This window comes from Aequorivita iocasae (assembly GCF_016757735.1).
GTDB lineage: Bacteria > Bacteroidota > Bacteroidia > Flavobacteriales > Flavobacteriaceae > Aequorivita > Aequorivita iocasae.
In genome coordinates this window covers 2,772,592-2,796,051 of the sequence record NZ_CP068439.1, presented here as the reverse complement: position 1 = coordinate 2,796,051, position 23,460 = coordinate 2,772,592, and the positions used below count along the sequence as shown (strand labels likewise).

28 protein-coding genes are annotated in these 23,460 nt (G+C 37.9%); 19 read left to right on the top strand and 9 right to left on the bottom strand.

All coding sequences use genetic code 11. From position 1 onward, the window contains the following. The first annotated feature begins 44 nt into the window (after window positions 1-44). The 3 genes from aroC to JK629_RS12880 all read left to right on the top strand — a co-directional run bounded on the left by aroC (window position 45) and on the right by JK629_RS12880 (window position 3,543). The gene (gene aroC, locus JK629_RS12890) at window positions 45-1,109 is read left to right on the top strand and encodes a chorismate synthase (protein ID WP_202336029.1); all 1,065 of its coding nucleotides are present in this window, start codon (window positions 45-47) and stop codon (window positions 1,107-1,109) included. A 15-nt stretch (window positions 1,110-1,124) separates the two neighbouring features. Then, entirely contained in the window at window positions 1,125-2,570 is a 1,446-nt protein-coding gene (locus JK629_RS12885) for a dicarboxylate/amino acid:cation symporter (protein ID WP_202336028.1), read from the top strand. Window positions 2,571-2,745: 175 nt separating this feature from the next. After that, entirely contained in the window at window positions 2,746-3,543 is a 798-nt protein-coding gene (locus tag JK629_RS12880; RefSeq protein ID WP_202336027.1) for a hypothetical protein, read from the top strand. 25 nt (window positions 3,544-3,568) lie between these two features. Here the strand turns inward: JK629_RS12880 and JK629_RS12875 are convergent, their stop codons facing one another. Next, on the bottom strand, window positions 3,569-3,973 hold the full coding sequence (locus tag JK629_RS12875; RefSeq protein ID WP_202336026.1) for a thiol-disulfide oxidoreductase DCC family protein: 405 nt from the start codon (window positions 3,971-3,973) through the stop codon (window positions 3,569-3,571). Window positions 3,974-4,043: 70 nt separating this feature from the next. Further along, entirely contained in the window at window positions 4,044-6,218 is a 2,175-nt protein-coding gene (locus JK629_RS12870; protein ID WP_202336025.1) for an endonuclease MutS2, read from the bottom strand. Window positions 6,219-6,257: 39 nt separating this feature from the next. Here JK629_RS12870 and JK629_RS12865 point away from each other — a divergent pair, with 39 nt between their 5' ends. Then, complete coding sequence (locus JK629_RS12865) at window positions 6,258-6,923, top strand: uracil-DNA glycosylase (RefSeq protein WP_202336024.1); 666 nt, start codon at window positions 6,258-6,260, stop codon at window positions 6,921-6,923. Window positions 6,924-7,139: 216 nt separating this feature from the next. Here JK629_RS12865 and JK629_RS12860 read toward each other — a convergent pair whose 3' ends face one another. The 4 genes from JK629_RS12860 to JK629_RS12845 are packed head-to-tail and all read right to left on the bottom strand — an operon-like array spanning window position 7,140 to window position 10,201. Next, a complete protein-coding gene (locus tag JK629_RS12860; RefSeq protein ID WP_202336023.1) occupies window positions 7,140-7,994 on the bottom strand; it encodes a substrate-binding domain-containing protein in 855 nt (284 codons plus the stop codon). After that, window positions 7,991-8,863 carry a nucleoside phosphorylase gene (locus tag JK629_RS12855; protein ID WP_202338057.1) on the bottom strand — a complete coding sequence of 291 codons (873 nt, stop codon included), beginning with the start codon at window positions 8,861-8,863 and terminating at the stop codon, window positions 7,991-7,993. Before JK629_RS12855 ends, JK629_RS12860 begins: the two co-directional genes overlap by 4 nt. Window positions 8,864-8,875: 12 nt before the next feature. Further along, on the bottom strand, window positions 8,876-9,232 hold the full coding sequence (locus JK629_RS12850; protein ID WP_202336022.1) for a translation initiation factor: 357 nt from the start codon (window positions 9,230-9,232) through the stop codon (window positions 8,876-8,878). Between the two features lie 18 nt (window positions 9,233-9,250). Further along, the gene (locus JK629_RS12845) at window positions 9,251-10,201 is read right to left on the bottom strand and encodes an isopenicillin N synthase family dioxygenase (RefSeq protein WP_202336021.1); all 951 of its coding nucleotides are present in this window, start codon (window positions 10,199-10,201) and stop codon (window positions 9,251-9,253) included. Window positions 10,202-10,323: 122 nt separating this feature from the next. Between JK629_RS12845 and JK629_RS12840 the strand changes: the two genes are divergently transcribed. The 12 genes from JK629_RS12840 to JK629_RS12785 all read left to right on the top strand — a co-directional run bounded on the left by JK629_RS12840 (window position 10,324) and on the right by JK629_RS12785 (window position 20,024). Beyond that, on the top strand, window positions 10,324-12,330 hold the full coding sequence (locus JK629_RS12840) for an alpha-ketoacid dehydrogenase subunit alpha/beta (RefSeq protein WP_202336020.1): 2,007 nt from the start codon (window positions 10,324-10,326) through the stop codon (window positions 12,328-12,330). Window positions 12,331-12,427: 97 nt separating this feature from the next. Beyond that, on the top strand, window positions 12,428-12,589 hold the full coding sequence (locus JK629_RS12835) for a DUF1328 family protein (RefSeq protein ID WP_202336019.1): 162 nt from the start codon (window positions 12,428-12,430) through the stop codon (window positions 12,587-12,589). Between the two features lie 41 nt (window positions 12,590-12,630). Then, on the top strand, window positions 12,631-13,110 hold the full coding sequence (locus tag JK629_RS12830) for a lipocalin family protein (RefSeq protein WP_202336018.1): 480 nt from the start codon (window positions 12,631-12,633) through the stop codon (window positions 13,108-13,110). A 5-nt stretch (window positions 13,111-13,115) separates the two neighbouring features. Next, window positions 13,116-13,823 carry an OmpA family protein gene (locus tag JK629_RS12825; RefSeq protein ID WP_202336017.1) on the top strand — a complete coding sequence of 236 codons (708 nt, stop codon included), beginning with the start codon at window positions 13,116-13,118 and terminating at the stop codon, window positions 13,821-13,823. 67 nt (window positions 13,824-13,890) lie between these two features. Beyond that, a complete protein-coding gene (locus JK629_RS12820; protein WP_202336016.1) occupies window positions 13,891-15,018 on the top strand; it encodes an NAD(P)/FAD-dependent oxidoreductase in 1,128 nt (375 codons plus the stop codon). Further along, window positions 15,015-15,734 carry a class I SAM-dependent methyltransferase gene (locus tag JK629_RS12815; protein WP_202336015.1) on the top strand — a complete coding sequence of 240 codons (720 nt, stop codon included), beginning with the start codon at window positions 15,015-15,017 and terminating at the stop codon, window positions 15,732-15,734. The genes JK629_RS12820 and JK629_RS12815 overlap by 4 nt, the downstream gene beginning before the upstream one ends. Beyond that, complete coding sequence (locus JK629_RS12810; RefSeq protein ID WP_202336014.1) at window positions 15,731-16,783, top strand: type III polyketide synthase; 1,053 nt, start codon at window positions 15,731-15,733, stop codon at window positions 16,781-16,783. Before JK629_RS12815 ends, JK629_RS12810 begins: the two co-directional genes overlap by 4 nt. 2 nt (window positions 16,784-16,785) lie before the next feature. Beyond that, the gene (locus tag JK629_RS12805; RefSeq protein ID WP_202336013.1) at window positions 16,786-17,559 is read left to right on the top strand and encodes an SDR family NAD(P)-dependent oxidoreductase; all 774 of its coding nucleotides are present in this window, start codon (window positions 16,786-16,788) and stop codon (window positions 17,557-17,559) included. Between the two features lie 7 nt (window positions 17,560-17,566). Beyond that, window positions 17,567-18,013, top strand: a complete 447-nt coding sequence (locus tag JK629_RS12800) for a 3-hydroxyacyl-ACP dehydratase FabZ family protein (RefSeq protein WP_202336012.1) — start codon at window positions 17,567-17,569, stop codon at window positions 18,011-18,013. Continuing rightward, window positions 18,010-19,281 carry a beta-ketoacyl-[acyl-carrier-protein] synthase family protein gene (locus JK629_RS12795; protein WP_202336011.1) on the top strand — a complete coding sequence of 424 codons (1,272 nt, stop codon included), beginning with the start codon at window positions 18,010-18,012 and terminating at the stop codon, window positions 19,279-19,281. The genes JK629_RS12800 and JK629_RS12795 overlap by 4 nt, the downstream gene beginning before the upstream one ends. Before the next feature lie 5 nt (window positions 19,282-19,286). Next, window positions 19,287-19,535 (top strand): acyl carrier protein, encoded by a 249-nt coding sequence (locus JK629_RS12790; RefSeq protein WP_202336010.1) that lies wholly within the window; start codon window positions 19,287-19,289, stop codon window positions 19,533-19,535. 123 nt (window positions 19,536-19,658) lie between these two features. Beyond that, a complete protein-coding gene (locus tag JK629_RS12785; RefSeq protein WP_202336009.1) occupies window positions 19,659-20,024 on the top strand; it encodes a hypothetical protein in 366 nt (121 codons plus the stop codon). On the opposite strand, the gene JK629_RS12780 is transcribed toward JK629_RS12785, so the two are convergent. The 3 genes from JK629_RS12780 to JK629_RS12770 all read right to left on the bottom strand — a co-directional run bounded on the left by JK629_RS12780 (window position 20,025) and on the right by JK629_RS12770 (window position 21,838). Further along, the gene (locus tag JK629_RS12780) at window positions 20,025-20,498 is read right to left on the bottom strand and encodes an arsenate reductase family protein (protein WP_202336008.1); all 474 of its coding nucleotides are present in this window, start codon (window positions 20,496-20,498) and stop codon (window positions 20,025-20,027) included. Beyond that, entirely contained in the window at window positions 20,498-20,800 is a 303-nt protein-coding gene (gene hpf / locus JK629_RS12775; RefSeq protein WP_202336007.1) for a ribosome hibernation-promoting factor, HPF/YfiA family, read from the bottom strand. Before hpf ends, JK629_RS12780 begins: the two co-directional genes overlap by 1 nt. A gap of 78 nt (window positions 20,801-20,878) precedes the next feature. Beyond that, window positions 20,879-21,838, bottom strand: coding sequence for a TerC family protein (locus JK629_RS12770; RefSeq protein WP_202336006.1), 960 nt, complete (start codon window positions 21,836-21,838; stop codon window positions 20,879-20,881). 137 nt (window positions 21,839-21,975) lie between these two features. Between JK629_RS12770 and JK629_RS12765 the strand changes: the two genes are divergently transcribed. Genes JK629_RS12765 through JK629_RS12755 form a run of 3 tightly spaced genes read left to right on the top strand, consistent with a single transcriptional unit; the run spans window position 21,976 to window position 23,450 of the window. After that, window positions 21,976-22,590: a nitroreductase family protein gene (locus JK629_RS12765; protein WP_202336005.1), complete on the top strand. Its 615-nt coding sequence runs from the start codon at window positions 21,976-21,978 to the stop codon at window positions 22,588-22,590. Window positions 22,591-22,600: 10 nt separating this feature from the next. Then, complete coding sequence (locus JK629_RS12760) at window positions 22,601-22,798, top strand: hypothetical protein (RefSeq protein ID WP_202336004.1); 198 nt, start codon at window positions 22,601-22,603, stop codon at window positions 22,796-22,798. Window positions 22,799-22,820: 22 nt separating this feature from the next. Then, entirely contained in the window at window positions 22,821-23,450 is a 630-nt protein-coding gene (locus JK629_RS12755) for an NADPH-dependent F420 reductase (protein WP_202336003.1), read from the top strand. The last annotated feature ends 10 nt before the right edge of the window (window positions 23,451-23,460 follow it).

Sequence of the window (23,460 nt, the reverse complement as noted above, 5' to 3'; positions counted from 1 at the left end):
TTCATTATTCGTCCCTATCAATTACATTTGTTGAAAAGCAACTAATGGCAGGCAATTCCTTCGGAACAATTTTTAAACTTACCACTTTTGGAGAGTCGCACGGTCCCGCTATTGGCGGAATTATAGATGGCTGTCCAGCAGGTCTTTCTCTCGATTTTGAAGCAATAAACGCTGAAATGCAGCGCCGCAAACCTGGCCAATCTGCAATTGTGACCCAGCGGAAGGAAGAAGACGAAGTAAAGTTTCTTTCCGGAATATTTGAAGGAAAAACTACGGGAACGCCAATTGGTTTCACAATTGAAAACACAGACCAAAAAAGCAAGGATTACAGCCATATAAAAGATATTTATCGTCCCTCACACGCAGATTATACTTACGATAAAAAATATGGTATCCGTGACTATCGTGGGGGCGGACGTTCCTCGGCACGAGAAACGGCTTGCAGGGTAGTAGCTGGTGCCATCGCAAAACAACTGCTTCAGAATATAAAAATCACTGCCTATGTTTCTTCAGTAGGCGAAATGGAACTCAAAAAAAATTATTCACAGGTTGACTTTTCAGAAATAGAAAGAAACCCTGTGCGTTGTCCCGATGCTGAAATGGCTTCAAAAATGGAGGATTACATAAAATCAATCCGAAAAGAAGGTGATACGGTTGGTGGTACTGTAAGCTGTGTTATCCAGAATGTTCCCTTTGGATTGGGCGAGCCAGTTTTTGATAAACTACACGCAGCGCTGGGCAAAGCAATGCTTTCCATAAACGCCGTAAAAGGTTTTGAATATGGTAGCGGTTTTGCTGGTACTAAGATGAAAGGCAGCCAACACAATGATGAATTTAAGAGGGGCGGAAGCACAAAAACCAACAACAGTGGTGGAATACAGGGCGGAATCAGCAATGGGGAAGATATTTATTTTAAGATAGCTTTTAAACCCGTTGCTACTATTATGCAAAAACAGCAGACCATTGACAGCAAAGGAGATAAGACCGTAACTGAAGGAAAAGGCCGTCACGACCCTTGCGTGGTGCCACGGGCCGTCCCCATTGTGGAGGCTATGGCAGCTTTGGTATTGGCTGATTTCTATTTATTGAACAAAATTTCAAAAATTTAAAGACATAATATTTTCATGAAAAAAATCGCGCTACACTGGAAAATAATCATCGGACTTGTTTTAGGTATCATTTGGGCATTGCTTTCCAGCCAGTTGGGGTGGAGTGAATTCACAATTGACTGGATAGCGCCGTTTGGAAAAATTTTCATCAACCTTTTAAAGTTGATTGCCGTTCCACTCGTTTTAGTATCAATAATTAGTGGAGTTGCGAATATTGGCGACCCCTCGAGCTTGGGAAGAATGGGAGGGAAGACGCTGTTGGCGTATTTGATAACCACACTTTTTGCTGTAAGTATGGGGCTTTTATTAGTAAATGTAATTAAGCCAGGAAAATTAATAGATGAGCAAAGCCGAATCGACAATAGAATAAGTTATGAGATTTGGGCCGCTTCCGAAGGCCACGAAATAAAGGATGGAATAAATTATTTGCAGGATCCCGCTTTCTTTGAGCGCGCACAGAAAATTACCGATCTTTCAAAAGGAGAACTTAAAGATGCTTCGGTAACCGAAAAAATGCAGACTGCGGAGAAAACCAAAGAGTCCACGCCTTTACAGCCCCTAGTAGATATTGTTCCTGAAAATTTCTTCTTTTCATTGACTGATAATGGATTGATGCTGCAGATTATTTTCTTTGGAATATTTTTCGGGGTATGCTTGTTATTGATTCCAAATGAAAAGTCACAACCCGTTACGTCCTTTATGGATAGCGCTATGGAAGTTTTTTTAAAAATGGTTGATTTGGTAATGCAGGCCGCGCCTTTCTTTGTGTTTGCACTCTTGGCAGGCGTGGTAAGCAAAATGGCGGGTGATGATATTGGCAAAGTATATGAAATATTTAAGGGCTTAAGCTGGTACTCGCTTACCGTTTTTGTAGGCCTGATGCTTATGATTTTCTTAATTTATCCATTATTGGTAAAATTATTTGTGAAGAAGATTCCCTTTAAAGGATTTTTTAAAGCAATGGCTCCTGCACAGACTTTGGCTTTTTCAACCTCTAGTAGCGCGGCTACATTACCTGTTACCATGGAATGTGTAGAAGAAAACTTAGGAGTTGACAAAAAAATAACCAGCTTCGTTTTACCTATTGGAGCAACTGTTAATATGGACGGAACCTGTCTTTATCAGGCAGTTGCGGTTGTTTTTCTTGCCCAATTACATATGATTGATTTAACGCTGGGACAACAGCTTACCATAGTACTGACAGCTACATTAGCATCAATAGGCTCAGCTGCGGTGCCAAGTGCGGGCTTGGTAATGCTTATAATTGTTTTGGAATCGGTTGGTTTAAACCCCGCGTGGATAGCCATAATCTTCCCTGTTGATAGAATTTTGGATATGTTCCGAACAGTAGTAAACGTTACTGGAGATGCAACGGTTTGTACAATTATCGCCAAGGGTGAGGATATGTTGAACTATGTACCGCACGACAACCCTTCGGAGACGTTTGATGTGGATTCGTAACTTTTTAAAATCGACTATTAAGATTAGAATGATCTTTTGATAAAAGAAAATGTACATTTTAAAATATTTTGCAAGAAATATATATTTTTATTAAATTAGATTTCTCCCCAGAAACATAGACCCAATCTATATTTCTGAATTATTACCTTCTTAGCTATGCTTAAAACCCATAGTTATGAAAAAAATACTATTATTCTTCGCTATTGCAAGTATTGCAAAATTTTCCTATTGCCAAGTTGGCATTGGCACAACCACACCAGCACCTTCATCCATGCTTGAAGTGAGTAGTACTTCGGATGGAGGTACAACCTATAAAGGGTTTATGCCACCCCGGGTGCCTAACATTCCCGCTCGAAATTCAATAACTCCCAATGTATCGGAAGCAGGATTATTGGTCTACGTAATGAATAATGGAAATGGAGAAAGCTGTCTTCAAATCTGGGATGGGGGAGTGTGGAATAATATATATTGTTCAACTATCCCGTCACCAGAAATCTGGATTAATGAATTTCATTATAAAAATATAGGTTCTGATGTAGGGGAATTTATCGAGATTGCTGGCCCTGCCGGATATGATTTGAGTATTTGTACAATTGAATTGTACAACGGTACTACTGGCACGGTATATGAATCATTCGCTTTAACAGGAATTATTCCTAATCAATCTAATGGAATAGGAACACTGTCATTTCCAGTTTCATCTATTCAAAATGGACCGGAAGATGGAATTGCTATTGTCAAAGCAGGGTTAGTCATTCAATTCCTTAGTTATGAAGGTATTTTGACCCCAAATACGGGGGCTGCTAATGGAATAACTTCTACCGATATTGGCGTAGAAGAATCGAAAAATACTACCCCAGCGGGCTATTCTCTTCAACTCACCGGCACTGGAAATGAATATGGAGATTTTATTTGGAATGCTCCCGCAGCTGAGTCGCCTGGAACATTAAATGTGGGTCAAATAATAAACTAGTTAAAATTGATAATGCTTTTATTACTTATAAAAATTTAGCCTTCAATTCTGAGGTGGGAATCATACAGCTTTCCTTTTTACCGAACCATTTATAGCGGTTTCTCGCGATATAATCGTACACTGCATTTCTTATAAATTTTGGCACAATCATAAATCCGAAAAGTAGGGGATAAGCGCCCGACAGCTGTTTGGCAATATGAAGCGCTGCTGAGGATTTTATGTAATGTTTTTCGCCATCAATAAGAATGATGGAATCTACTTTTGAAGTGTCTATGTTGAATTTTGAAATCAGTTGTTGACCAATTTCACTTTGAAGCGCCGCAAATTTGAAAACATTTTTATTATCCCGTTTAATTATATAAGTTACTGCACCATTGCAAAGATTGCAAACGCCGTCAAAGAGGATTATTTTTTGGTCTTTATTTTTCATATTTAGTATTCAGTCTCAGTCACAGTACACAGTTTTACTGAAAACTGCGACTGAAAACTGTAAACTTTTTTCATACTTTTTCAAGTTCTTCCAAACTTACGTTGGTCGTGAACATTCCATAATTAACGATTGCCTTGTTTTTTTCAATGGTATCAATTGTTCCAATGGCGCGGCCGTCAATCATTCGCACTCTGTCGCCAATTTTTAAAGCAACTTTCGGTTTTGGTGGCGGCATTTTTTTGGCCTTTTCTTTTTCTTCTTTTTTGCGCTCGCGAATAACTTCAACTTTCTTTTCAACTTCTTTAATAACCTCCCGCTCTTTAGCTTTTACAGCCTTTTTTACTTTGGGAGCAAGCTTTTTACGCTTGCTGTTCTCAATCATCACAAGCTTCATCAACTCATCAATCAATTGTTTTTTTTGTTTGTTGTTGAAGTATTTTTCAGAAAGTACATCAACCTTTTTCCCCAAACTTATTAATTTCTGATTGGCATCAAATAGTTCTTGGTAACTTTCCAACTTTTCTTGTACGCGCGCATTTACTTCCTCCAACTGCTTACTTTCCAAACGCGCCTTTTGCTCTTCGCTTTTTAAAGATTCTGAAGTTTTTCGGAGATTTGACCGCTCTTTTTGAAGGTTGGCAATAGTTTTGTCAAAACGTACTTTGCCGCGTTCAATCTTTTTCTTTGCTTTATTTATTAAGCTGTACGGAATACCATTTTTCTGCGCAACTTCAAACGTATAACTACTTCCAGCCTCTCCCAAATGCAGCTGGTACAAAGGTTCCAATGATTTATTGTCAAACTGCATATTCGCATTTATTGCGTGCGGAAGTTCGTTTGCCAATAATTTCAAATTGGTATAATGAGTGGTGATTATTCCAAAGGCTTCCCGCTCATAAAAAACTTCCAAAAAAGTTTCCGCCAAAGCGCCCCCGAGTTCGGGATCGCTTCCCGTTCCGAATTCATCAATCAAAAAAAGTGTTTTGTTATTGCACTTTTTTAAGAATTGATTCATTTTTTTTAAACGATAACTATAGGTACTGAGGTGATTTTCAATGGATTGGTTGTCACCAATATCAGTCAAAATTCGTTTAAAAAAGCACATTTCGCTCTGAGGTTCCGCAGAAATCAACAAACCACTTTGTAGCATAACTTGCAAGAGTCCGACGGTTTTTAGCGTAATACTTTTACCTCCAGCATTTGGGCCGGAAATTACGATTATCCGTTTGTCCGGAACCAGTTCAATGCTCTGCGGAAATGTTTTTTCCTTCCGTTTGTTATTTGAAACCAACAACAGCGGGTGATATGCCTTTACTAAGGAAATCTTTTTTTCTGAAACGATAATCGGCAATACACCATTTATTTTTAATCCATATTTCGCCTTGGCATACAGCACGTCCATCGTTATCAAATATTCTTGATAGTTCGCCAAAAGTGCGGCGTGCGGACGTACAAATTCGGTCATCGCCTTTAAAATGCGCTTTATTTCCTCGTCTTCCTCGTATAAAAGATTACTGAGCTCGTTAGCGTATTCAAGCGTTTCCTGCGGTTCAATATAAACGATGCTTCCAGTTTTTGAACTGCCCAAAACAGCGCCTTTCACTTTTTTGCGGTGCATTGCTTTTACGGCAAGTACCCGACGGTTTTCAACCACAGACTCGCGGATTTCATCTAAATAATCACTCTGTGCGTACTGTGATAGTGCCTTTGTGAATGAGGAATTGATTTTACCCTTTACCACATTCAAACGCCGACGGATAGCTCCCAGTTCTGCGGAGGCTTCATCTTTTATTTCGCCGTATTTGTCTATTCGCTTGTTTATTTCTTCGGAAATGATTGAAGTGTAATTTACCTCTTCCGAAAAGGAATTTAAATGAATATAAAACTCTTCAAATTTTTTAAAGAATTTTAGAAGAATACGCGTAGTTTCAGAAATGGATAGAATTTTTCGGAAACCCGAAATTTCCAAACTGCTGTTTTCAATTTCAAGCAAACGAAGCTCACGAAAAATAGGGTCAAAACCGTGATTTGGTATTCTGTTGTCACCATCAAACGAGGCTGTAAACTCTTTTACGCGTTGTAATTCTGGTTCAATTTCATCAAACTCCTGAAAAGGTGTAATTGATAATACTGCTTCCTTTCCAGGCTCGGTTACACAAAATTCTGCAACTTGCCGCAACACGGAAGGAAATTCCAGGTCTTCTAAAGTTTTACTGTCAATACGGGCTTTCCGTTTTATTTCCATTAATTTTACTTTTTCAGCAATCATACAAAAGTAACAATAATGCAGGTAACAATTGAGCCCGGATGGAAGGCGATTTTAAAGGAAGAGTTTGAAAAGCCCTATTTTAAGAATTTGGTTGAATTTGTAAAAAAGGAATATACCACAACTAAATGTTTTCCGCCGGGAAAGCAGATATTTTCAGCCTTTGACCATACTCCATTTGATGAAGTAAAAGTTGTAATAATAGGGCAGGACCCTTATCACGGACCGGGACAGGCACATGGCTTGTGCTTTTCGGTGGGTGAAAGTGTGGCGGTTCCCCCTTCGCTGAAAAATATTTTTGAAGAAATACGGACTGATATCGGTTCGACAATTCCAAACAATGGAAATCTGGAACGTTGGGCCAACCAAGGGGTTTTACTTTTGAACGCAACATTAACAGTTCGGGCACATCAAGCGGGAAGTCATCAAAATAAAGGGTGGGAACAGTTTACTGATACTGTAATAGAAAAACTATCAAAGGAGAGGGAAGATTTGGTTTTTATGCTTTGGGGCGGACCCGCAAAAAAGAAAGGGGCTAAAGTAGATACCTCAAAACATTTGGTGCTAACCAGCGGGCATCCTTCGCCATTGGCTGCAAATAGAGGTTATTGGTTTGGAAACAAACACTTCAGTAAAACAAATGAGTATTTAAAGAAAAATGGTAAAGAACCAATTAATTGGTAAATTACCGTTGAAATAATAAAGAATAGAACGGGGAGAAATTTTCTATTCTTCTTCTGGTACTTCGGGTTCTGTAGCGTCGTTGCAACTAAACTGCAATAGCAAAAAATTTGTGACTAACAACGCCCCCAAAACGATTAAAAAAGTAGTCATAATACTTGGTTTTATAATAACAAGATGCAAGTTGCGCCTCGGGGTTGCGTAAATATTAAGATTTTTTTAGAAATTATGTAAGATGCTGGTTTCCTGAATTTTATTTTCAATTAAATCCAGTTCAACAAGTTTTTGCTGAATATTTTTCAGTTCTTTAGAAGTTAATTGTCTATCGCTCCATTCGGTAAGAGATAGCCATTCGCGTACATCTTCTATTTTTTGACCGTAGCGTTTCGCAATCATTTCATCAATACCTTCCAGATTCTTGAAATTTTCCGTTACACCATTAATTGCCTTTAAAATAGATTTTATAGCTTCCGATTCGTTTTCCAAAACGTCATTGCGTACAGCAATAACAAAACTGGGCCAGGGAGTTGGAGATTCTCCCACCAAACGGAAGGTACCATTGTCAACGTAAGGTTTGGTCATAAATTTTTCCCACATAAAGTAGTCGCCATTTCCATTTGGCAATCCTTCCAACGCACCGTCCAAATCTTGTATTACCTTAAATTTCAAATCATTTTTTAAATCCCAATCGTGATTTTCAGCATTTACAAAAGCCATTAAATGTGAGCCTGAACCAAATCGGCTTATTGCAGCTTTTGTTCCTTTCAAATCGCCTACCTCCTCATAATCGGAAGCTGCAGCAACGTGAATGCCCCAAAGCAAAGGCGATTTCACAAAAACCTGAACAATTTTGGAATCGTTTCCGTTTATAATATCACGCACCATTCCTTCCGTAAGTATAACGGCCATGTCTATTTCCTTTTCTCTCAAAGCGCGGACCATTTGCCCAGTGCCTCCAGGATAATCCTTCCAGCGAAGATTAATTCCTTCTTTTTGAAATTTTTTATCGCGCAGGGCTATGTACCACGGCAAGTTGAAATGTTCCGGCACACCGCCAATTAAAAATTTTTTCATTCCGTAATTTTTCCCAATGTATATTGAATAAGCGCATCGATGGTTTTTGATGCGTCTTTACTGAAAGTTCCCGAAGCACGGTTAGCAATGATCGCGTTCATTGACAGGGCGTGATGGCCCAACAATTTTGCCATTCCATACATTGTGGCAGTTTCCATCTCAAGATTTGTAATTTTTTTCTTTTTATACCGGAAAGAGGTAAGTTTCTCATTAAGGCTTCCGTCACGTAGAGGTGTCCGAAGCACACGGCCTTGTGGCCCATAAAAGCCTACATTTGTAATAGTGATACCCTGCTTTGTTTTTTCGGAAGTGAATTTTTTAACCAAAACCTTATCAGCTTCCACGGCATAAGGAACAGAGTTATCTGGATTCCATTGGGTGTGGTCTATAAATGCGCGTGCAAAATCGCGGTTGAATATTTTATCTGTTTTAGCATAATAGTGCATCACATTGTCCAGTCCAATCCCTAGTGTACTGATTAAAAAGCTATCAACTTTTACATCGGGCGTTAAACCTCCCGAAGTTCCAATTCTAATAATATTAAGCGACGTAAGCTTTTTTTTGGCTTGTCGCTTTTCAAAATCAATATTCACCAAGGCATCCAATTCATTGAAAACAATGTCAATATTATCAGGACCAATTCCTGTGGAAATAACACTGATTCTTTTTCCTTTGTACGTTCCTGTATGTGTTTTGAACTCACGGTGCTCGGCGGTAGTTTCAATTGTGTCAAAATATTTTGAAACCATCTGCACGCGGTCAGGATCACCCACTGTGATAATAGTCGGCGCCAATTCGGAAGGGGTAAGATTTAAATGGTATATCTTGCCTTCTGGGGTGAGTATAAGCTCAGAGTCTTCAATTTTCATCATTATATAATTTTATCCGCCCACACGCTTCACCTTAAACCCCTTATCCTTTAAAAACTGCATAATTTTCTCCCGATAATCGCCTTGGATAATTATTTGTTCATTTTTGAAACTTCCGCCAACGCTCAAGAGTTGTTTTATTTCTTTTGAAAGGATTTTAAAATCACTGTCGGCGCCATTATATCCCTCTATAATTGTGATGGGCTTTCCTTTTCTTTTTTCGTATTTGCAGAGCAAGGGTTCATCTTGTAGCCAAATGGAGGATTCCTCTTTTTCTACAGGAACTTCACTGGGCTCGTGATCTGGGAAAAGATTTTTTAATTGGTCTTCTAATGATTTCAAGGTTTCAAGTTTCAGGGTTAACTGCATACTACCACTGGCAATTGCTTACTTTTTAATCAGCCCAATCTCCACCAAACGTTGGTGCAGAAATTCGCCAGCGGTAATGTCTTCATAGGCTTTTGGGTGTTCTTCATCAATACATTCTTCCAAGCAATTTAGCTTCATATCGCTTCGAGGATGCATAAAAAAAGGAATGGAATATCTGGGACTTCCCCATTCTTCACGAGGTGGATTTACAACCCGGTGAATGGTTGATCGCAACTTATTGTTGGTATGTCTTTCAAGCATATCGCCCACATTTATAACCAATTCGTCTTCATTAGGAATTGCATCTATCCATTCGCCATCCTTTCGCAACACTTGCAGACCGCCTGCAGATGCGCCCATTAATAAAGTAATTAAATTAATATCTCCATGGGCTCCCGCACGTACTGCGCCTTTTGGCTCTTCAGTAATAGGAGGGTAGTGGATGGGGCGAAGAATACTATTTCCGTTTGTAGCCCAATGGTCAAAATAAAATTCATCCAAACCAATGTAAAGCGCAAGAGCGCGAAGTACATAAACCCCTGTTTTTTCTAACATTCTGTAGGCTTCCATACCGGTGTGGTTAAAATCGGGCAATTCTTCCACTTGTACATTTTTTGGATATTCTTCTTCAAGTTTTGCATCTTCGGAAGGTTCTTGGCCGAAATGCCAAAACTCCTTTAAGTCGCCTTCCTTTTTACCCTTTGCGTGCTCTTTTCCGAAGGAAATATAACCGCGCTGACCGCCCAGACCTTCTATTTCATATTTTTTCTTTACCTCTAAAGGAAGCGCAAAAAAACTTTTTACTTCCTTATAAAGTTCATCTACCAAATTGTCACTTAAAAAGTGATTTTTCAGCGAAACAAAGCCAATATCTTCATATGCAGAACCTATTTCATCTACAAATTTCTGTTTTCTCTTTGGATCTTCGGAAAGGAAGTCTGCCAAATCAACACTTGGTATATTATTCATCACACTTAATTTTTAAGCTACAAAGATACCAAAATGTGAAAGTTTTTCCACAGCTAAATTTTACTATAATAATCCGTATTAGAATTGCTTTTTTTCTACTTTTGAATCTTCAAATAATAAACATGAAAGCTGAAATCACCCCACATATTTTCTTTGATTATAATAGAAAAGACCTTAACGAAGAAACTTTATTGACACTCTATCGCGGTATGCTAAAGCCTCGGATGATAGAAGAAAAAATGTTGATTCTGCTACGGCAAGGAAAGGTTTCCAAATGGTTCAGCGGAATAGGGCAGGAGGCCATTTCAGTAGGTATTACAGCGGTTTTGGATAATGATGAATACATTCTGCCCATGCACCGAAACCTAGCAGTTTTCACTATGCGAGAGATTCCCTTGAATCGTTTGTTTTCGCAATGGCAGGGAAAAGCGAATGGTTTCACCAAAGGCCGCGATAGAAGTTTTCATTTTGGTACCCAGGAGTTCCACATTGTTGGAATGATTTCACATTTGGGACCACAATTTGGCGTTGCCGATGGGATAGCATTGGCAAACAAACTAAAACAAAATAATAAGGTATGTGCGGTATTTACTGGCGAAGGCGGAACCAGCGAAGGTGATATTCATGAAGCACTAAATGTGGCTTCCGTTTGGCAGCTTCCAGTACTTTTCTGTGTTGAGAATAACGGCTATGGTTTGTCAACCCCAACCAATGAGCAATATAATTGCGAACATATTGCTGACCGTGGGAAAGGTTACGGAATGGAATCCCATATTATTGAGGGCAATAATATTTTGGAGGTTTACATAAAATTGAAAGATTTGGTAGAAAGCATGCGAACCAATCCGCGGCCTATTCTTTTAGAATTCAAAACCTTTAGAATGCGTGGCCATGAAGAAGCAAGTGGCACCAAGTATGTGCCCACTGATTTAATTGATGAATGGGGCTTGCGCGATCCGCTTTTAAATTTTGAAACCTATTTGTTGAACGAAGGAGTGCTTTCCGAGGAAAAAATACAAGAGTTTAAAAGTGAGTTTAAACAGGAAATAGATGAAAACCTTGACATTGCCTTTGCCGAACCGAAGATAGAATTCAACGAAACAAACGAATTAAATGATGTTTACAAACCATTTGATTATAAAGAAGTTAGCGTAAATTCGGCTAAAGAAAATATTCGCTTGATCGATGCCATTTCCCAAGGCTTGAAACAATCTATGGAGCGCCATGGCAATCTTGTGATTATGGGGCAGGACGTGGCGGAATACGGGGGTGTTTTTAAAATTACGGAAGGTTTTGTGGAGCAATTTGGCAAAGAACGCGTTCGCAATACCCCTATTTGTGAGTCCGCAATTGTCTCTGCGGCGATGGGGCTTTCCATTAATGGCTTTAAAGCTGTTGTGGAAATGCAGTTTGCAGATTTTGTTACTTCAGGCTTCAACCCAATCATAAATTATCTCGCAAAAAGCCATTACCGCTGGAACGAAAAAGCCGATGTAGTAGTGCGTATGCCCTGTGGCGCAGGAGTGGGAGCGGGGCCATTTCATAGTCAGACCAACGAGGCTTGGTTTACACATACGCCTGGACTAAAAGTAGTTTACCCGGCTTTCCCCTACGATGCCAAAGGTTTATTAGCAACCAGTATTGAAGACCCCAACCCTGTAATGTTTTTTGAACACAAAGCGCTCTATAGAAGCATACGCCAAGATGTGCCGACAGATTATTATACATTACCGCTCGGGAAAGCCTCGCTTTTAAAAGAAGGAAAAGACGTTACTATTATTACTTATGGAGCAGGGGTGCATTGGGCATTGGAAACGCTGGAGCAAAATCCAGACATTCAAGCAGATCTTATTGATTTAAGGACACTGATTCCTTTGGACACCGAAACAATATACACATCGGTAAAGAAAACTGGAAAGGTTATTATTCTTCAAGAAGATTCTATGTTTGGGGGGATAGCTTCGGATATCTCGGCCTTAATAATGGAAAATTGTTTTGAAGATTTAGATGCGCCAGTAAAAAGGGTTGCCAGTCTAGAAACTCCGATTCCCTTTGCAGCAAATTTAGAAGCTGGCTACCTTAGTAAGGAAAAATTCAAAAAAATCCTATTGGAATTGCTGTCTTACTAATTTTTTAACATACCGTGTTAAACTTTAGATAAAGAGTTTACAAACGTTAAAATTGTTATCTACCTTAGTGACATACTAATCATTAAAACTACTTATTATGTTACGTTGGATCATTATTTTTTTAGTAATTGCAATAATTGCAGCAATTTTTGGATTTGGAGGCATCGCAGAAGGTGCAACTGATATCGCAATGATTATTTTCTGGATCTTTTTAGTACTTCTTGTACTTTCGCTACTATCCCATTTGTTCAGAAAATAAAAAACAACCTATTTAAACTATTTTAAACTAATCCATTTTTTATGAAAAAATTCCTCATTATGGCTGTTATTGCAGCTACAACATTCTCTTGCGGTACACCCAAGACCGTTCAAGAATCCCGAAAAGTAATCAAAGGATATTGGTCTTTAAACAATATTTCTTATGATGCTTCCGGCACTTTTAATGTTACTTTATTCAATGACACCTCTGTTGAGTGTTTTGAAGGAAGTACTTGGAGGTTTATCCCCAATAACAATACCGGAAATTATAATATAGAAAATTCTAACTGTCCAACGGGCGAGCGCAATTTCATCTTTACAATACAGGAAATTGACCCAGCAACAGGTTTATACGATTTCCTTTTAAAACCAACAAACGCCAAAGGTAAATCTGACACCAATGCAGGTTACAGATTGCGCTTGGCACAGTTAAACGAATCATCAATGCGTTGGGAACAAACTGTAAGTTTGGATGGTAAACCATTTAAAATAAATATGAACTTTTCTAAAATTCAAGAATAAATATTATGAAAAAATTTTTTAAACAAACCGCACTAGTTGTATTAGCATTTACTTTTGTTATTAGCCTAACAAGCTGCGAAGCCACACGAAACGCCAATAACAAACAGAAAGGTGCCGTTATAGGAGCTACTAGTGGTGCCGTATTGGGCGCAATACTTGGTAACAATATTGGAAAAGGCGGAAACGGAGAACTTGGCGCTGTAATTGGCGGTGTAGTTGGTGGAGGTGCCGGTGTATTGATTGGCGCTAAAATGGACAAGCAAGCACAAAAAATAGAACAGGAAATTCCTGGGGCACAAGTAGAGAGAGTGGATGAAGGTATTGTTGTAACTTTTGATGAAAACAGTGGTGTGTATTTTGATACTGCTAAATACAATATTAACCCTGCATCACAAGCCACACTTGATAAACTTGCAAACGTTTTGAAGGAATATCCAGATACCAATGTACTTGTGGTAGGACATACTGATAGTGTTGGTTCCGATGAAATGAATATGACACTCTCAAAAAATAGAGCACAATCCGTTACAAATTATCTGGTCCAAAATAAAGGATTAAGTGCCGGTAGGTTTACTACCAATTGGTATGGCGAAACCGCTCCAGTAGCTGATAATTCAACTGCCCAAGGTCGTGCTAAAAACCGACGTGTAAACCTTGCGATTGTTCCAAATGAAAAGATGAAACAAGAAGCAAAACAACAAGCAGGCGAATAATTTAAAAATTAAATTATAAAAATCCCGTTCCATTATTTGGGCGGGATTTTTTAGTTTTAGACTATCAATGATACATACACAAAAATGGGATGTTATAATAATAGGAGGTGGACTCGCAGGTCTTGTCACAGCCTTACATCTTTCCCAAAATAAAATCAAAGTTTGTTTAATTGAAAAAAATAAATACCCAAACCACAAGGTTTGTGGTGAATATGTAAGTAACGAAATACTGCCCTATTTAAAACTCCTTGGAATCAATCCCTTGTCTGAAGGCGCTAAACAAATTTCAAAATTTCAAATAACCGATACACAGGGCAATCCCATCACAGCACAATTACCTCTTGGCGGCTTTGGCATAAGCCGTTATAGGTTTGACAATCTACTTTATGAAGCGATTCGCGGTAAAGTTGAAATAATTTTTGATACCGTAGAAAAAGTATTTTTTAAGGACAATCTATTCTTGGTTAAAACTCAAAATAAAAAAAGTTTAGAAGGAAATTGTGTAGTTGGAGCATTTGGAAAAAGGTCAAATATTGACTCATTTTTGAACAGAAAATTTATGGGCCAAAACTCACCCTGGCTTGCTGTAAAAGCACATTATGAATATGAGTTCCCGGAAGACACCGTTGCGTTGCACAACTTTAATGGAGGTTATTGCGGTTTGAGCAAAACTGAAACGGGAGCCGTAAATGCCTGTTATTTGGCAACATTCAAATCTTTTAAAAAATATGGAGGTATCGAGGCTTTTCAAAAAATGGAGCTTTCAAAAAATCCTTTTTTGAATAAATTTTTCAATAACGCAACCCCCCTTTTTAATAAACCATTGACCATTAGCCAAATATCGTTTCAAGAAAAAAAACCAGTGGAAAACCATATATTTATGGTTGGTGACAGTGCAGGGCTCATCCATCCTCTTTGTGGAAATGGTATGGCAATGGCTATAAGAAGCGCACAAATTTTTTCAGAAATATATATTGAAGCCTATCAAAATGAAAAATTGAACAAAAAGACTATGGAGGAAAAATATAAAGCTCAATGGCAGAGCGAATTTGAGGAAAGATTAAAAACGGGAAGATTCATTCAGAAATTATTAATGAATCCTTTTGCATCAAAACTTGGCTTTGCAATGGTAAAGACTTTTCCGTTCTTAGTTCCAATGATTATTGAAAAAACACACGGCAGCCCATCCAAATGATAACCTTTAGCAACAAACATAGATCTGAGCAGGAGGAAATAATGGATTCCACAGATTTTCGAGGAGAAGAGATGAAAAAACTATTGGACGACCTAAAAACAGTTAACAAATGGCTTGGCGGAAACAAGATTACAATTGACGGTATCCAAAAACTATTGCAAAATCACTCCAAGGCTGAAAAGGTAAGAATTTTGGACATTGGGTGTGGTGATGGGGAATTACTTAGGAAGTGTGCCGATTTTGGACAACAAAATAATTATAATTTTGAATTTATTGGAATTGATTTTAATGCTAATATTTTAAAATATGCAAAAAAAAGGAGCGAGAACTATCCAAATATAAAATTTCAAAAAGTTGATGTTTTTTTGGAAGAAAATTTAATTCCAAATTGCGATATTGCAGTATGCACTTTGTTTTTGCATCATTTCAATACCGAAGAGATTGAAAATCTATTAAAAAAAATAATCCACAAAGTCAATATTGGAATAGTAATAAATGATCTACATAGAAGCAAACAAGCGTTCACCCTTTTTAAAATTGTGAGTGAGTTGTTTTTAAAGACCGTAACCGCACGCCACGACGGATTAATTTCCATTGCGAAAGGTTTTAAAAAGAATGAATTAAAAAAAATATCAAAACAAATCCCAAATCAAAAGAGTGAAATTCAATGGCGCTGGGCTTACCGATACCAATGGATGCTCAAAAAATATTTATGAGTGTAAAGATAACCACGGTGGCAAAACAACTGCCCCAATATAGTAGAAAAACTGAAGAAGTCATACCTTTCGTAAAGCAATGGATGCATGAGCAAGAAAGCCGCTTTCAACGAAAAGTGATTAAGATTTTTGAAGGAGCTGGGGTAGATAAACGATATTCCATTATGGATCCCGTTGAGGTATTTACAAATACAAGTTTTGAAAAACGCAATGCTATTTACGCTCGTGAAATTACAAAGTTGGGCAAATCGTGTCTTCAAAATGCACTTGACAAAGCAAGCTGGAAACCTACTGACATCGATTTTATAATAACCGTTAGTTGCACAGGAATTATGATTCCTTCCGTAGATGCCTATTTGATTAACGAACTAAAGATGAGGCAAGATATTGTGCGCCTTCCCGTAACCGAAATGGGCTGTGCCGCTGGAATTTCGGGAATAATTTATGCCAATAACTTTTTAAAGGCCAATCCTGGCAAACGTGCTGCGGTTATTGCTTTAGAAGCGCCCACGGCTACGTTTCAACTGGAAGATTTTTCAATGGTAAATATTGTTAGTGCCGCAATTTTTGGCGATGGTGCTGCTTGTGTTTTAATGTCTTCTCACGAAGAGGACAATGGTCCTGAAATACTCGCAGAAGAAATGTACCATTTTTATGACGCTACAGATATGATGGGCTTTAAACTTATAAATACTGGCCTTCAGATGATACTAGATAAAGCTGTTCCAGAAAAAATAGCAGAACATTTTTCAGCAATTGTACATCCCTTTTTAAAGAAAAACAATGTAAAAATCCAAGATATCGATCATCTTATTTTTCATCCGGGAGGAAGAAAAATAATTGAAACAGTAGAAGATTTATTTGGAAGTTTAGGCAAAAACATAGATGATACCAAAGAAGTACTTAAATTGTATGGCAATATGAGCAGCGCAACTGTACTATACGTTTTGGAGCGTTTTATGGACAAAAAGCCCAAAAAGGGTGATTTGGGTTTGATGTTAAGTTTTGGTCCCGGATTTTCGGCCCAACGTGTATTACTGAAGTTTTAACTATGGATGAATTTAAAGATCAATGGGCATTGATACTTGGAGGCAGTAGCGGTTTGGGTCTTGCCACCGCAAAAAAACTTGCTTCAAAGGGAATGAATATTTGTATCGTCCATCGTGATCGCAAAAGTAATTTGAAAGAATTTAAAAAAGCAGTAGAGCAGATGGAATCTTGGGGAAATGTGGTGAAAACTTTCAATAAAGATGCTTTGAAAGAAGAAGTTAGAAAAGAAATCATCAGCCAAATTCCAAAACATAGTGTTAAGATTTTACTTCACAGTATTGCAAAGGGCAGTTTAAAAAAGATGAATAGTCCGAAACAAGAATTATTGTCAAAACATGATTTGGATATAACCATTCACGCTATGGCAACAAGCTGGTATGAATGGACCCAAACGTTGATTGCCCATAAAAGTTTTGCAGAAAAAGCACGAAATATCGCTTTTACCAGTGAGGGGAATACAAAAATTTGGCCAGGCTATGCCGCCGTTTCCGCAGCAAAATCAGTGCTGGAGGCTTTAATGCGAAATATGGCCGTTGAATTGGCCCCCTTAAAAATTGCAACAAATTGCATTCAAGCAGGAACTACAGAAACACCTTCTTTTTTAGCAATTCCCGGAAGTGAAAAATTATCTGAAATGGCCAAACTTCGAAATCCCCAAAATAGACTTACCAAACCCGAAGACGTAGCAAATGCAGTCTATCTGCTCTGCAAAAAAGAAGCCGATTGGATTAACGGAATAGTATTAAAAGTGGATGGGGGCGAAAGTTTGAGATAAATATAAAATGGATTATCAATACATTATAGACCAGCTTCCATATTCCGAACCTTTTTTGTTTGTAGATGAGCTGCTTTCAGTTTCGGAAGAGCGTATTTCGGGCACTTATATTTTCAAAAAAGATTTGTTTTTTTATGAGGGTCATTTTAAAAACAATCCCATAACCCCGGGCGTAATACTTACGGAATGTATGGCACAGATTGGTCTGGTGTGTTTGGGTGTTTATCTTTTAAAAGGTGATATTTCTTCTGAAAAAATAAATTTTGCTTTAAGCAGCACAGAAATTGATTTTCTACTTCCGGTTTTTCCCGAAGAAAAAGTAAAAGTAGTTTCAGAAAAAATATATTATAGGTTCAATAAATTGAAATGTAAGGTAAAAATGCTAAATGCAAAAGACGAAACAATTGCAAAAGGCACCATAAGTGGAATGATTGTGAATAGAGATTTAAAATGAAGAAACGCGTTGTAATTACGGGACTTGGTGTTGTTTCGCCAAATGGCGTTGGCATTTCAGCTTTTTCTGAGGCCATTAAAAAAGGCGTTTCGGGTATCGCTTTTGTACCTGAATTACGCGACCTCAATTTTTCTTGCCAATTAGGCGCAATCCCGAAAATTTCTGAAGAGAAAAAGCGTGAATATCTTTCGGACCTCCAACTTCGTAATTTCAACAGCAGTGGTATTTTATACGGGGTAATTGCAGGAATGGACGCATTAAAAGATGCAAAAATAACTCCTGCCACAACTGAAGAGGCTCCTCTTTGGGACTTAGGGATTATATTCGGAACTGGTACAAGCGGTGTGGATAAATTTCGCGAAGCCATTTATAAAATTGATGATAAAAATGTGCGTAGATTGGGGAGTACTTCGGTAGCACAAACCATGACGAGTGGTGTGAGCGCCTATCTTGGTGGATTAATTGGTGCGGGAAATATGGTGACTGCAAATTCATCGGCATGTGCAACCGGAACAGAAGCGCTTTTAATGGGCTATGAGCATATTGCCTCTGGAAAGGCTAAGTTCATGCTTTGTGGCAGTACTAGCGATTCTGGACCTTATATCTGGGGCGGCTTTGATGCCATGAAAGTTACTACCTATAAATACAACCATTCGCCAAATGAAGTTGCTGGCCCGATGAGTGCAGATGCGAGCGGTTTTGTGCCTGGCAGTGGGGCAGGGGCCTATTTGCTGGAATCCTTGGAGAGCGCACAACAAAGAGGTGCTACCATTTATGCCGAAATCCTTGGCGGGGCAGTAAACAATGGCGGGCAAAGATGCGGTGGCAGTATGACTGCTCCCAATAGTCTGGCCATTCAAAAATGTATAAAAGATGCCTTGGATAACTCAAATACAGCAGCTTGGGAAATAGATTATATAAATGGTCATCTTACCGCAACTATTAAAGATCCCGATGAAATAGAAAACTGGAGTATTGCATTGAACAGAAAGGGAAATCAGTTCCCTTTTATAAATTCATTGAAAGGAATGGTGGGGCATTGTTTGGCAGCAAGCGGAAGTATAGAAATTGTTTCTGCAATTCTTCAACTTCACGAAGGGTTTGTTTTTCCGAACGTAAATTGTGAAAATCTGCATCCAAAAATAGCTTCTTTGATTTCTTCGGAAAAAATTTCGATGAAAACGCAAAAAACATCGTTACAAACCATTGCCAAAGCCAGCTTTGGTTTTGGTGATGTGAACGCATGTGCTATCTTTAAAAAAATTTAAAGTACATGACTTCGCAAGAAATATACACAAAACTTGAGCCTATCATCAAGACATACTTACCCGAGGATGTATCTGCCAATGAAATAAACCGCAAGAGTGATCTCACACGTGAATTAAACATAAATTCAGCGCATTTGGTTGATATAATTTTGGATATAGAAGACATCTTTAATATTGAGTTTAAAAATGAAGATATGGAACAGCTTCGAAATGTGAATGATGCTATTCTGCTAATTCAAAAAAAGACTTCGTAGTAAATTATCCATACCTATTCTTACTTTTTTGTTAATCGCCCTTAATTAGCTCGTTAAAGAGCGTTAAAGTAATTGTGGAAAGTTTGGTTTTTCAGTATTTTGAGTGAAAAATAAACTTAAACCATGAAAAAATTAGTCTTTATTCTCTCACTATTAATTAGTTTCTCCGTCTTTGCGCAAGATCCGGTTTTTCAAAAATCTAATTTTAAGGCTGAAAAAGAAGCACAGGAAATTACCGATAGTTATGATTTGGAACTTTCTATGACCGAGAAACAGGAGTTGTTGTTTCAGAAAAAAGTTGCGGAATTTTTAATTCGCAGGTATAAAATAGAAGCTGGTCTGTCCGGAAAGGAAAAGTTAGACGTACTCTATAAACTTCAACAAGAGGAAACTGCAGAAATGAATGATATATTGACCCAGCCCCAAATGGATGTTTATAAAAAAATTAAGCCCTCCATTCAGCCTGTTGAAACTGTGGAAAAGAAATAATTATTTATTTTTTTCAATAAAATTTTCACCTTTGGTTGTTCTTTCAATATCAGGTGGAGTATCATTGGATGGACTTTGTTCCAATCCAGCTGAATCTACTTCATAAAACTCCAATAATTCGGTTGAACTTACAATTTGTCGTGTGATTTTTCCTTTTATAGCTATGGGATAATAGAGAGCCTTGTCATTTTTTTGGATTATTTTCAACCAATCATTAGCATCATATTTATTGGTACTTTCGGTATCTAAATCTAGTGCCTTTTTATCAACAAGGTCTGCAACTTTTATATTTAAGGCATCTGCAATTTCAACCCATTGGGTATCAGAAACTTTAGTTTTTGCAATATCTATACCCAAGAAATTTTTATCAAAGCCTTTTAAATAGGCATAGGCACGCTTGCCAACCCGGGTATTGCTACTGTAAATAAGCGTCAATTGTTTCTCATCTCTAGCTATTACTCCCATATCTTTCATTAGTGTGAATTTAATTTCTCTTTTCGTTTTTGAAGCTGAGATCTAAGCTCTGTGATTACCTTTGCAACTGATGCTTCAAATGATGCTGTAGAGGTTTCCGCAAATATGGTAGGGCCTGGCATGCTAAGGCGCACACTACATATTTTTCCAATTTCTGGATTAGATGTATTTTCTTTTTTAAAATAAACATCGGCTCCTACAATTGAATCGTATTTATTTTCAAGTTTGTTTAATTTTTCAGCTACAAAAGCTTCCAATCTTGGGCTCGCTGCCACCTCGTGATACTCGAAATTGATATTCATATTATTCGATTTTGATTATAATTTTAAAGATACAATAGCAAAAAAACCATTCCAAACTTTTAAGGGGATTTTGTGAAATTAATCTTCCTCCACCACAGAGGGATTGGAATCTGGAATTAAAATTGAGGCAACAATCCCCGAAGCAAGCGATACTACAATTACTCCCAGTGAAAGCCATTCTGGAATTTCAACATTGTGTGAAAGAATCATTTTTACCCCAACAAAAGCAAGTATAACCACCAGACTATAGTTGATATATCTAAATTTGGTAAGCATGCGTGATATTAAAAAATACATGGAGCGCAATCCTAAAATGGCCAAAATATTGGAACTGAAAACTATAAAAGGATCTGCCGTGATTGCAAGTATTGCGGGAATACTATCCAGTGCAAAAAGGATGTCAGTCAACTCAATAATTAACAGTGCAACAAATAGGGGAGTGGCGGCCTTAACTCCCATCCGTTTTATAAAAAATTTGTCTCCGTCCATTTTGTAGCTTACCGGAAAAAGCTTTTTCATGAATCGAAACATTTTCGATTTCTTCGGGTCGAATTCAGACTCTTTATGTGTTAACATCCTAAAAGCAGTGAATAACAAAAAAGCTCCAAATACATAAATTATCCAATCAAACTTATTGATAAGCGCTACACCAAAAATTATCATCAACGCCCTAAAAACAATTGCACCTAATATGCCATAAAATAAAACTTCATGCTGGTATTTCTGCGGAATTGCGAAAGAAGAAAAGATAACGGCAATTACAAAAACATTGTCAATACTCAGGGAAAGCTCTATCAAATAGCCTGTAATATATTTAAGCACCGCAATATCTGGGGCCAAATTGGTAGGGTTTGCTACGAGCCCCTCTTTAAAAAGCCAATAGATAACCCCAGAAAAACCTAGTGCCAATGTTACCCAAACGGTAGTCCAAATAGCAGCTTCCTTAGTTTTGATCACATGTGGAGTTCGGTTAAAAACACCTAAATCCAACGCTAAAAATAAAATGATAAATGCGATAAATATTACCCAGACGATCATTGATTAAAATTTTGAACAAAAATAAGGGCAAATAAATTTGAAAAATGAAATAAAAATGTTAATACTTCCTGAGAGCGTTAAAACTTTTTTAAAAACTTTTTATGCAAAGGGAAAGCTATTACATTTAAAAGAAAAAAATGGAAAAAGCAGTCACAATTAACAAAATAACCCCAGTAGATTACCCCATTCTGAACAGCCTAAAAAATAGATGGAGCCCCAGGATGTTTTCAAAGGACCCCCTCACTGAAACAGATGTCAAAAAATTATTGGAAGCAGGCCGTTGGGCTCCAAGTTCTTCAAATATTCAGCCGTGGCGGGTAATTTGGGGAATAAAGGGTACAGAAATGTATGATAGGATTTTTAACTGCTTGGATGAATTTAACCAAACGTGGGCCGGCAACGCCCAACTTCTATGGATAAATGCTTTCAAGAAATCGATGGAGAAAAACGATAAGGAAAACTTTCACGCATTGCATGACTTGGGATTATTTATGGGCAATGTAATGCACCAGGCCACCAGCATGGGCATTGCAGTACACCAAATGGCTGGCGTGCAGTTCAAAAAAGCACATGAAGAATTTGAATTTACTGATGATTACCACGTGGCCACTGCTGTAGCCTTTGGGTATTTTGGCGGAAATCCCGATGAATTGCCGGATGATTTGAAAAAACAGGAACTCAAGGAAATGAGACAGCGAAAGGCACAGGAAGATTTTGCCTATAACGGAAATTTTCAGAATAAAAATCAATAAATAAAAAACTATGAGCAAGAAGAAACACGCAGATTTTCAGGATGAATATAGAAAATCCTTGAACTTCGGAAAATTTCAACAAACGGAAAACCTTAAAATTAAAGGAGACGGTAAGCTGAAAAAAGAAAAAGACGCCGAAATGAAATCCAAATCCGAAAAAAAGAAAATTTCAGAAACACTAAAAAAAATAAATTCAGAAGAAGAATAAACAAACTTAAAACAAAAAAAATATGAAAATAGGTGTAATAGGAAGTGGAAATATTGGCGGCAATCTTGGTAAACATTGGGCCAAAGCAGGTCATGAAGTACTGTTTACTTCCCGCCATCCCGAACAATTGAACCAATTGGTGCAAGAAGCCGGAGGGACTTCAAAAGCCGTAAGCTTAGATGAGGCTTGGGAAGCCAATGCAGATGTTTATCTCTTGGCAGTGCCATTCAAGGCTATAGATAAACTTTCTGAGCTTTACGCTGGCGAATATGGAAATAAGATAATAATTGATGCTACAAATCCCTATCCTGAACGTGATGGCGAAATGGCCCAAAAAGTTCGGGACAGTAACCGTAATGCTTCCGAATATACCGCAATGAAATTTGGAACCGCCAAAACCGCCAAGGCTTTTAATACCATTTATGCCGAACATTTAAAAGATCGGGCTTTTCGTAATACGGACAAACTGGCAATTCCCTTTGCGGCCCAGGATGAGGAGAGCAAGAAAATTACGCAACAACTTATCGAGGATATTGGTTTTGATGCTGTATATGTGGACGGATTGGAAGACACAAAAATTATGGATCCCGAGCAGAAAATCTATGGAAAATCCACAAATAGAGCACATTTAGAGGAAATGATACGAAAGTAACATGATCCAT